Genomic DNA, 10646 nt, shown 5'->3' on the forward strand with positions numbered 1-10646 from the left:
GGGCGGGGTCATAGGGACTTCGATCAGTCCGGAATTTCAGTTGGGGCAGGGCGCGGTGCCGGTGCGGTCAGCGAGGTGATCTTGATCAGCAGCGCCAGGTGGCCGTTATCCAGGTAGTTGAGCTGGCCATTCTTGGTATGGCTCTGCTGCTTCAGGCGCTCACTGCGGGTCACCAGGCCGTTGCTGTCGATCTGGTTGACCCAGAAGTCGGCATTCACGTCGGTGAAGCGCCCGAGGGTCAGGCCCAGGGTGCCCTCGATGGGGAACTGGCCGAACTGCTCGGGCCCGTCGCTGATGGCGACCTTGACCGGGGTTTCTCCCAGGTTTTGTTGCCAGGCTCGGTGCAGCAGCACGCTGTAGTTGCCGCTGGCGCCGAGCTTCTCGACGATCCCGCCCAGGGCCGGGGTGCGCTGGCTGTCCGGCCCCAGGCGCTGGGCGCCGGCGGCCCAGTCCTCCGGCGCGGCGCGGCTGATGATCTGGGGTTCGGCATTCTGGCGGACCAGGATCATTTCCACCTGGTACAGGTCATCGGCCAGGGCCATCGGCGCGACGACCAGGGCCAGGAGCAGGGGCAAGGAGCGGAACAGGCGCATGGGGCGTCCTTCAAGCTGTTTTCGGGGTGAGGCTCTCAAGCAGGGCCTCCAATGTATTAAAGCGCTCTTCCGGGCGTTCCATCGGCACCATGAACTTGAACAGGGTCGCGCCTTCGAACTTGTAGCGCTTGGGCTGGCCCTGGATCAGCTTGATCAGCGCCAACGGGTCCACCGGCGTGTCCGCGGCGAACTCGATGCGCCCGCCCTGAGGGCCACCGTCGATCTTCTTGATCCCCAGTTGCTCGGCCTGGAGCTTGAGCTGGGTCAGGCGGATCAGGTTCTTGGTCGGCTCGGGCAGCAGGCCGAAGCGGTCGATCATCTCCACCTGCATGTCCTTCAGGCCGTCTTCGTCGGTGGCCGAGGCGATGCGCTTGTAGAGAATCAGCCGGGCATGGACGTCCGGCAAGTAATCCTCGGGAATCAGCGCCGGCAAGCGCAGGTTGATTTCCGGGCCGCCGCCCAGGGGCTGGTCGAGGTTCGGCTGTTCGCCCTTGCGAATGGCCTTCACCGCCCGCTCCAGCATCTCCATGTACAGGGTGAAGCCGACGGCCTGGATCTGGCCGCTCTGGCCATCGCCCAGCAGCTCGCCGGCACCGCGGATTTCCAGGTCGTTGGTGGCCAGCACGAAACCGGCGCCCAGGTCCTGGGTATTGGCGATGGCTTCCAGGCGCTTTTCTGCATCCGTGGTGATCTGCTGGCGTGGCGGGGTCAGCAGGTAGGCGTAGGCCTGGTGGTGGCTGCGACCGACGCGACCGCGCAATTGGTGCAGCTGGGCCAGGCCGAACTTGTCGGCGCGCTCGATGATGATGGTGTTGGCGCTGGGCACGTCGATGCCGGTCTCGATGATGGTCGAGGCGATCAGCACGTTGAAGCGCTTGTGATAGAAGTCGCTCATCACCTGTTCCAGCTCGCTCTCGCGCATCTGCCCGTGGCCGATGCCGATCCGCGCTTCGGGCACCAGTTCGGCGAGGTCGGCGGCGCATTTCTCGATGCTCTTCACATCGTTGTGCAGGTAGTACACCTGGCCGCCACGCAGCAGTTCACGCAGCAGGGCCTCCTTGACCGTGCTCTTGTTCTGCTCCATGACGAAGGTTCGCACCGACAGGCGCCGGGCCGGTGGCGTGGCGATGATCGACAGGTCGCGCATGCCCGAGACCGCCATGTTCAGCGTCCGCGGGATCGGGGTGGCGGTCAGGGTCAGGATGTCCACTTCGCTGCGCAGGGCCTTGAGCTGCTCCTTCTGGCGCACGCCGAAGCGGTGTTCCTCGTCGATGATCACCAGGCCCAGGTTCTTGATCTTCACATCGTCCTGCAAGAGCTTGTGAGTGCCGATGACGATGTCGATCTTGCCCTCGGCCAGGTCCGCCACGGCGGCGCTGACTTCCTTGGCCGACTTGAAGCGGCTCATGACCTCGACGGTCACCGGCCAGTCGGCGAAGCGATCGCGGAAGCTGTTGTAGTGCTGCTGGGCGAGCAGGGTGGTGGGGACCAGGATCGCCACCTGCTTGCCGCCATGCACGGCGATGAACGCGGCGCGCATGGCCACTTCGGTCTTGCCGAAGCCTACGTCGCCGCAGACCAGGCGGTCCATCGGCTTGGGCGAGAGCATGTCCTCGCGCACCGCTTCGATGGTGCTCTGCTGGTCCGGAGTCTCCTCGAAGGGGAAGCCGGCACTGAAGGTGGCGTAGTCGGCCTTGGGGTCGGCGAAGGCATAACCTTCGCGGGCCGCCCGCCGGGCATAGATATCCAGCAGCTCGGCGGCCACGTCGCGCACCTGTTCGGCGGCCTTGCGCTTGGCCTTTTGCCAAGCCTCGGAGCCCAGGCGGTGCAGGGGGGCGAGGGCATCGTCGCTGCCGGTGTAGCGGGCGATCAGGTGCAGATTGGCCACCGGCACGTAGAGCTTGGCGCCCTCGGCGTACTCCAGGGTGAGGAATTCGGCGGCCTGGTTGTCGATCTCCAGGGTCGCCAGGCCCAGGTAGCGGCCCACGCCATGGTCGATGTGCACCACCGGCGCGCCTTCACGCAGCTCGGTGAGGTTCTTGATGACCGCGTCGTTGCTGGCGTCGGCGCGTTTCTCCCGGCGCCGGCGCTGCATCACGCGTTGGCCGAACAGCGGGCTTTCGGCGACCAGCGCCAAAGCCGGTTCGTCCAGGGCCAGGCCTTCATCCAGGGGGGCGATGGTGATCGCCAGGCGCTCCTTGCTGGCGACGAAGTCCGGCCAGTTGTCGACGGTCCTGGGGCGCAGCTTGAGGCGCTCCAGCAGCTCCAGCAACACCTCCCGGCGCCCGGCGGATTCGGCGGTGAAGAGTATCCGCCCGGGGAATTCGTCGAGGAACCTGGAAAGGGCCGCCAGCGGCTGGTTGGCCTTGGCCTCGATGGCAAGATCTGGCAGCTCGCGCGCCGGGAAGCGCTCGCGGCCGACGCCGGTCTCGATGTCTTGCTGGCTGGCCACCACTCGTGGCCAGTTCTTCAGCCGGGCGAAGCAGTCTTCCACCGGCAGGAACAGCTCGGCCGGCGGCAGCAAGGGCCGCGAAGGGTCGATCCGGCGTTCTTCGTAGCGGTTGCGCACGTCGTTCCAGAAGTTTTCCGCGGCTTGCTCGATGCCCGGCAGGGAGAACACCTGGGTGTCCTGGGGCAGGTAGTCGAACAGGGTCGAGGTTTCTTCGAAGAACAGCGGCAGGTAGTACTCGATGCCGGCGGGGGTGATCCCGCTGGTCAGGTCCTGGAAGATCGGGCAGCGGCGGAAGTCCACGTCGAAGCGTTCGCGAAAGCGTGCCTTGAAGCGGGTCACGGCTTCTTTCTGCAGGGGGAATTCCTTGGCCGGCAGCAGGCGCACCGAGTCGACCTTGTCGATGGAACGCTGGTTTTCCGGGTCGAAGGTGCGCAGGGTCTCGATCTCGTCATCGAACAAGTCGATGCGGTAGGGCAGCTTGCTGCCCATGGGGAACAGGTCGATCAGCGCGCCACGCACGGTGAACTCACCGTGCTCGTAAACCGTGTCGACATAGCGATAGCCGCTGGCTTCCAGGCGGGTGCGCATCAGCTCCACGTCGAGCTTCTGGCCCACGTCCAGCACCAGGCTGCTGCCCAGCAGGAACTGGGTTGGCGCCAGGCGGTGCAGGGCGGTGGTGATCGGTACCACCAGCACGCCGTGCTCCAGTTCCGGCAGCCGATAGAGGCTGGCGATGCGCTGGGAAATGATGTCCTGGTGCGGCGAGAACAGGTCGTAGGGCAAGGTTTCCCAGTCAGGGAAATGCAGGACCGGCAGATCCGGGGCGAAGAAGCTCAGCTCCTGTTCCAGCCGGTCAGCGCTTTGGCTGTCGGCGGTCAGCAGGAGGGTGAAGCGCTTGGCGGCGCTGGCGGCTTCGGCGATGGCCAGGCTCAGGGCGGCACCGGGCAGATTGCCCCAGTGCTGTTTCCCGGTGGCGGCGGGGAGTAGCGGTAGACGCAGGACAGGCACGGACGGTCAAGCTCCAGGCGTTGCGACAAAGTCGGTAATTGTAACGGGCCGGGGTCGCCACTGTCAGTGGCTGATGTGTCGATTGGGCCAGTTAGGGAAAATGTAGTGGCAATGACAAAATAATCGGCTTTTGACGGCAAGATGTAGTGCCGATTTCGGGCGGTGTTACGGAGGGTTACGGACAGAAGGCCTGGCGCGGGTAAAAATTGGCGTCGCTGGAAGCCGCGTGTTTACTGGGCTGCAGCGCGGTGTCAATTTTTTTGCAAGGGCTTTTGTTACGTTCCGCACGACAGGCGCGCATTGCTAGAGGAGGCTCTGGGCGGCATAATGTAGCCCCTTTTTTCTGCCCCTACATGTGGAAGGTTCCCGTGACTCAGAAGCCCGACCAGTGTCTTGGTGAATGGATCGACCGTGAAGCACTCGCAGAAGCGATGATTCCGCTTATCGGTCAGCTCTACCGCAACAACAATGTGGTGAGCTCGATCTATGGCCGCAGCCTGATCAACCAGTCTGTCATCGCGATTCTCAAAGCTCACCGCTTTGCTCGCCATCGTCAGTCCGACGACAGCGAATTGTCCGTCCACGAAACGTTCCCTCTCCTGAAGGCCATGAGCGAGCTCAAGCTCGGCGCAGCCTCGGTTGATCTGGGCAAGTTGGCTGTCAAATTCAAAACCCAGGGCAATGGCCGCACCGCCGAACAGTTCGTTCGCGAAGAGCTGGCCGATGTCGTGGGCCAACAAAACGCCTCGGCGCGCAAGGGCACTGACGTAGTGCTGTACGGCTTCGGCCGTATCGGTCGCCTGCTGGCGCGTATCCTGATCGAGAAGACCGGTGGCGGCGACGGCTTGCGCCTGCGCGCCATCGTGGTGCGCAAGGGTGCCGAGAACGACCTGACCAAGCGCGCCAGCCTGCTGCGTCGCGACTCGGTGCATGGTTCGTTCAACGGCACCATCACCATCGATGAAGCAAACAACACCATCACCGCCAACGGCAACCTGATCCAGGTGATCTACGCCAAGAGCCCGAGCGAAGTCGACTACACCCAGTACGGCATCCACGATGCGCTGATCGTCGACAACACCGGTGTATGGCGCGATGCCGATGGCCTGGGCCAGCACCTGGCCTGCCCGGGCGCTGCCCGCGTGGTCCTGACCGCACCTGGCAAGGGCGCGCTGAAGAACATCGTGCACGGCATCAACCACGGTGAAATCACCCCTGACGACAAGATCGTTTCCGCTGCTTCTTGCACCACCAACGCCATCGTGCCGGTGCTCAAGGCCGTGAACGACCAGTACGGCATCGTCAATGGCCACGTCGAAACCGTTCACTCGTTCACCAACGACCAGAACCTGATCGACAACTTCCACAAGGGCAGCCGTCGTGGCCGCGCCGCGCCATTGAACATGGTGATCACCGAGACCGGTGCCGCCACCGCTGCCGCCAAGGCGCTGCCTGTGCTCAAGGGCAAGCTGACCGGCAACGCGATCCGTGTGCCGACGCCGAACGTGTCGATGGCCATCCTCAACCTGAACCTGGAAAAGGCCACCACCCGCGACGAGATCAACGAGTACCTGCGCCAGACCGCCATGCACTCGGATCTGCACAAGCAGATCGACTTCGTCAATTCCCAGGAAGTGGTGTCCACCGACTTCGTCGGTTCGCGCCACGCCGGTGTGGTCGATGCTGAAGCCACCATCTGCAACGATAACCGCGTTGTCCTGTACGTCTGGTACGACAACGAATTCGGTTACAGCTGCCAGGTAGTGCGCGTGATGGAAGACATGGCCGGGGTCAACCCGCCAGCGTTCCCACGCTAAGCGTCTATCGATGTGAAAACGCCCCGACTTGTCGGGGCGTTTTTGTTTGTGGCGATTGCCGCGATGGGTTTACTGAGCGCCGCCAGTCACGGCCGCCTGCGCGGTCCGCAGGGCATGGCGGTTGCCGTGGAACAGCACCAGGGTGGCGATCAGCCCCAGCACGGCGGCGCCGCTGAGCCAGATCCCGGGAGCGGCCTTGTTGTCCAGCACGTGGATCAGGTAGGTGCAGGCTGCTGGAGTGAAGCCGCCAAAGGTCGCGGTGGCCAGGCTATAGGCCAGGGAGAAACCGGTGGTACGGACTTCGGCGGGCATGATTTCGGTCAAGGCCACCACCATGGCACCGTTGTACGAGCCATAGAGGAAGGACAGCCATAGCTCGACGATCAACAGGTGGCTGAAGCTGGGGTTGGCCACCAGCCAGGACAACGCCGGATAAGCGGTGAGAATCGCCAGGATGGTGGCACCCAGCAGCAGTGGCTTGCGCCCGATCTTGTCCGACAGCGAACCCATGACCGGCAACCAGAAGAAGTTGGACGCGCCGATGCACACGGTCACCAGCAGCGAGTCCAAGTCGGACAGGTGCAATTCGGCTTTGCCGAAGGTCGGGGTGTAGGCGGTGATCAGGTAGAAGGACACGGTGGTCATCACCACCAGGGCCATGCCGGCGATGACGATGCCGAAGTTCTGGCCGATGGAGCGCACGATTTCCTGCAGGGTCGGACGATGCTTGCGTGCCTGGAATTCCGGGGTTTCCTCCAGGGAACGACGAATCATGAAGATGGCCGGCACGATCATGCAGCCCACCAGGAACGGTACGCGCCAGCCCCAGTCGCCCATCTGCTCCGGGCTCAGCCAGTGGTTCAGGCCTACGCCCAGCAAGCCGGCGAACACCACCGCGGCCTGTTGGCTCGCCGATTGCCAGCTGACGAAGAAGCCCTTGCGGCCGGGAGTGGAGATCTCGGCCAGGTATACCGACACGCCACCCAGCTCCACGCCGGCGGAGAAACCCTGCAGCAGGCGGCCGAGCAGGACCAGCAGCGGTGCGGCCACCCCGAGGGTGGCGTAGCCGGGGACGCAGGCGATCAATACGGTGCCGGCGGCCATCAGCGCCAGGGTGATGATCAGGCCTTGGCGGCGGCCATGACGGTCGATGTAGGCGCCAAGGAAGATCGCCCCCAGGGGGCGCATCAGGAAGCCTGCACCGAAGGTCGCCAGGGACAGCATCAGCGACGCGAAGGCGCTGTCGGCGGGGAAGAAGGTCTTGGCGATCGCCGTGGCGTAGAAGCCATAGACCATGAAGTCGAACATCTCGAGAAAGTTGCCGCTGACAACGCGAAAGATCGCCTTGCCTTTGCCCGTGGTCGTGGACATGTTTTGCACTCACTTTGGCTGTCTTGTTAGCAATCCCTGGTCATTGGTCGTCCTCACTGCAAAGGTGGGGGCGCGAGGCTGCACACTGAACAGTTTTGTAACAATATGTGTGTGGGCGGCGCCAGGCAACTAAAACTCTCGGTCGTGGCCCGAGCCTCTGGTTCGTGGCTTTGCTCTCGGCCTGGGCGCGCCGGGAGCCTGGCGTCTGTCGCATAATGGCCCGTTGTTTGGCGGGCAGGCCCGGTAGGGCGCGGATCGGAAGAGGTGGACTTGGCAGCTTGCAGGTGGTGGATGTGGTGCGCGGTGATGGCGTCGCTGGCCGGGTGTGGCGCCGGGGAGCGGCTGGAAACTGTCTCCGGTCCGACCATGGGCAGTACCTGGTCGGTGCAGTACGTCAAGCCGGAGGGCGGACCTGCGGCCCCGGCGGTCAAGGCCGAAGTCGAGGCGATCCTGGCCGAGGTGGACCGGCAGATGTCCAACTATCGCAGCGATTCGGATATCGAAAGGTTCAATGGCTTGCCCGCCCACAGTTGCCAGCCCATGCCCGGGCCGGTACTGCAACTGGTCCGGCTTGGCGAGCAACTGTCCCGGGACAGTGACGGTGCCTTCGACCTGACGGTGGAGCCGCTGCTGGATCTCTGGGGATTCGGCCCGCAAGGGCGCGTCGAGAAGGTGCCGGACGTGGCAGCGCTGGCCCAGGTGCGCCAGCGTGTGGGGCATGGGTTGCTGCGCATCGAGGGCGCCCAACTGTGCAAGGACGCGGCGGTGGAGGTGGACTTCAACAGTATCGCTGCTGGCTACGCTGTGGATCGCATCGCGGCGCGGCTCGGGGAGCTGGGTATCTCCAGCTATCTCGCCGAGGCCACTGGCGAGCTCAAGGCGGCCGGGCGCAAGCCTGGAGGCGCACCCTGGCGCGTCGCCCTGGAGGAGCCCCGGGATGATCGGCAAGTGGCCGAGCGAGTGATCGCGGTGGACGGTTATGGCGTTTCCACCTCCGGCGACTACCGTCATTACTTCGAGCAGGATGGCCAGCGTTATTCCCACACCTTCGATGCCCGGCTCGGCCGGCCCATTACCCACAAGCTGGCGGCGGTAACGGTGGTCCACCGCTCGGCGCTGATGGCCGATGGCTTGTCGACGTTGTTGCTGATCCTCGGTCCCGAGGCTGGTTGGGACTATGCAGAAAAACACGATATCGCCGCATTTTTTGTGCTGCGTGCCGATACAGGTTTCGTCACACGTGGCAATCCGGCGTTCGAGCAATTGTTCGCCGGGCAGGCCAACTGACCTTGCATGGGGTTGTGGGCGCCGTAGTGCAGGCAAAAGTAGCTTACGACGCGACCAAGGGTTAATGTGCGCGGCGTTGACGCTTCTATAGACTGTGCCCGGGTTCGTAACCGAGCCAAATTGATCCTTCATGTCGCTGGCCGCGGCATGATTTAGCCGTCGATGCCAAGCGGGCATCGCGGCCTGTTCTGAGGAGTACGCATGGCTGTCTACAACTACGACGTAGTGGTGCTGGGTTCAGGCCCCGCAGGAGAAGGTGCGGCGATGAACGCCGCGAAAGCAGGACGCAAGGTGGCGATGGTCGACAGCCGTCGCCAGGTCGGCGGTAACTGCACGCACCTGGGTACCATCCCGTCCAAGGCCTTGCGTCACTCGGTCCGGCAGATCATGCAGTTCAACACCAACCCGATGTTCCGGGCCATCGGCGAGCCGCGCTGGTTCTCCTTCCCGGACGTGCTCAAGAGCGCGGAGAAGGTCATCTCCAAGCAGGTGGCCTCGCGTACCGGCTACTACGCGCGCAATCGGGTCGACGTATTCATCGGTACCGGCAGCTTCGCCGACGAGCAGACGGTCGAAGTGGTCTGCGCCAATGGCGTGGTGGAAAAACTGGTGGCCAAGCACATCATCATCGCCACCGGCTCGCGTCCCTATCGCCCGGCGGACATCGATTTCAACCACCCGCGGATCTACGATAGCGACACTATCCTCAGTCTCGGCCATACCCCGCGCAAGCTCATCGTCTATGGCGCCGGGGTGATCGGTTGCGAATACGCCTCGATCTTCAGCGGCCTTGGGGTGCTGGTGGAACTGGTGGACAACCGTGGCCAGTTGCTCAGCTTCCTGGACTCGGAGATTTCCCAGGCCCTGAGCTATCACTTCAGCAACAACAACATCACCGTGCGCCATAACGAAGAGTACGAGCGGGTCGAGGGTGTGGATAACGGCGTGATCCTGCACCTCAAGTCCGGCAAGAAGATCAAGGCCGACGCCTTGCTCTGGTGCAACGGCCGTACCGGCAACACCGACAAGCTGGGCATGGAGAACATCGGGATCAAGGTCAATGGCCGTGGCCAGATCGAGGTGGACGAGAACTACCGCACCAGCGTGCCGAACATCTATGGCGCCGGCGACGTGATCGGCTGGCCGAGCCTGGCCAGTGCCGCCCACGACCAGGGGCGTTCCGCTGCCGGCAGCATCGTCGACAATGGCAGCTGGCGTTTCGTCAACGACGTGCCGACCGGGATCTACACCATTCCCGAGATCAGCTCGATCGGCAAGAACGAGCAGGAACTGACCCAGGCCAAGGTGCCCTACGAAGTGGGCAAGGCGTTCTTCAAGGGCATGGCCCGGGCGCAGATCGCCGGTGAGCCGCAAGGCATGCTGAAGATCCTGTTCCACCGCGAGACCCTGGAGGTGCTGGGCGTGCACTGCTTCGGCTACCAGGCATCGGAGATCGTCCACATCGGCCAGGCGATCATGAACCAGCCGGGCGAGCTCAATACCCTGAAGTACTTCGTCAACACCACCTTCAACTACCCGACCATGGCCGAAGCCTATCGGGTAGCTGCGTACGACGGCCTCAACCGGCTTTTTTGAGCGGCTCCGGCCGGTGGCCTGAGCCGGCCGGGGAGACCGATTTCAGTAATTCTCGAGGGTGGCGCTGGCCAAACCGGGAAAGTCTGTAATCAGGCTGTCTACGCCGAAGTCGGCGAGCCTGCGCATCAGCGCTGGCTCGTTGACTGTCCACACTGACACATGCAGGCCCTGGCGCTGCGCCCGTTGCAGGCGTTCCGGGGTGCACAGGGTCCAGTTCAACGCAAGAATCTCGCAGCCATAGCTCTGGGCGACTTTCAACGGGTCGAGCCAGGCGTATTCGGCTACCAGTCCGCGGGACAGGTCCGGGGTCAGTTCAAGCGCGGCCTTGAGGACTTCGCGGGAACTCGAGGTCACGGTGACCTTATCCAGCAGGCCGAAGCGCTGGGCCATTTCGCGTATCGCCAGCACGGTGGTGGCGGCGCGGGTGCGCGAGGCGCTCTTGACCTCCAGTTGCCAGTGCTCGAAGTCGCATTTCTCGAACAATTCTTCCAGGCGTGGAATGGGGCAGGGGCTGACCCAGCC

At 63.7% G+C, this 10646-nt stretch carries 7 protein-coding genes; 3 read left to right on the forward strand and 4 right to left on the reverse strand.

The window, feature by feature from the left end; translation table 11 throughout:
• Positions 1–23: 23 nt before the first annotated feature.
• Together AC3WK8_RS31705 and mfd are read right to left on the reverse strand one after the other, a co-directional pair.
• Positions 24–593 (reverse strand): CsiV family protein, encoded by a 570-nt coding sequence (locus AC3WK8_RS31705; RefSeq protein WP_022643356.1) that lies wholly within the window; start codon positions 591–593, stop codon positions 24–26.
• 10 nt (positions 594–603) lie between these two features.
• Positions 604–4053, reverse strand: a complete 3450-nt coding sequence (gene mfd, locus AC3WK8_RS31710; protein ID WP_053138633.1) for a transcription-repair coupling factor — start codon at positions 4051–4053, stop codon at positions 604–606.
• A gap of 353 nt (positions 4054–4406) precedes the next feature.
• Here mfd and AC3WK8_RS31715 point away from each other — a divergent pair, with 353 nt between their 5' ends.
• The gene (locus tag AC3WK8_RS31715) at positions 4407–5870 is read left to right on the forward strand and encodes a glyceraldehyde-3-phosphate dehydrogenase (protein ID WP_085597094.1); all 1464 of its coding nucleotides are present in this window, start codon (positions 4407–4409) and stop codon (positions 5868–5870) included.
• Between the two features lie 69 nt (positions 5871–5939).
• Here the strand turns inward: AC3WK8_RS31715 and AC3WK8_RS31720 are convergent, their stop codons facing one another.
• A complete protein-coding gene (locus AC3WK8_RS31720; protein ID WP_053138641.1) occupies positions 5940–7241 on the reverse strand; it encodes an MFS transporter in 1302 nt (433 codons plus the stop codon).
• A gap of 291 nt (positions 7242–7532) precedes the next feature.
• Here AC3WK8_RS31720 and AC3WK8_RS31725 point away from each other — a divergent pair, with 291 nt between their 5' ends.
• A complete protein-coding gene (locus tag AC3WK8_RS31725; protein ID WP_103327132.1) occupies positions 7533–8528 on the forward strand; it encodes an FAD:protein FMN transferase in 996 nt (331 codons plus the stop codon).
• 201 nt (positions 8529–8729) lie between these two features.
• Positions 8730–10124 carry a Si-specific NAD(P)(+) transhydrogenase gene (sthA, locus tag AC3WK8_RS31730; RefSeq protein ID WP_103327134.1) on the forward strand — a complete coding sequence of 465 codons (1395 nt, stop codon included), beginning with the start codon at positions 8730–8732 and terminating at the stop codon, positions 10122–10124.
• Positions 10125–10166: 42 nt separating this feature from the next.
• Here sthA and AC3WK8_RS31735 read toward each other — a convergent pair.
• Positions 10167–10646, reverse strand: a 480-nt coding sequence (locus AC3WK8_RS31735; RefSeq protein ID WP_103327136.1) for a glycerophosphodiester phosphodiesterase, incomplete at its 5' end; no start/stop codon positions are given.

Source organism: Pseudomonas sp. FW507-12TSA (assembly GCF_058781435.1).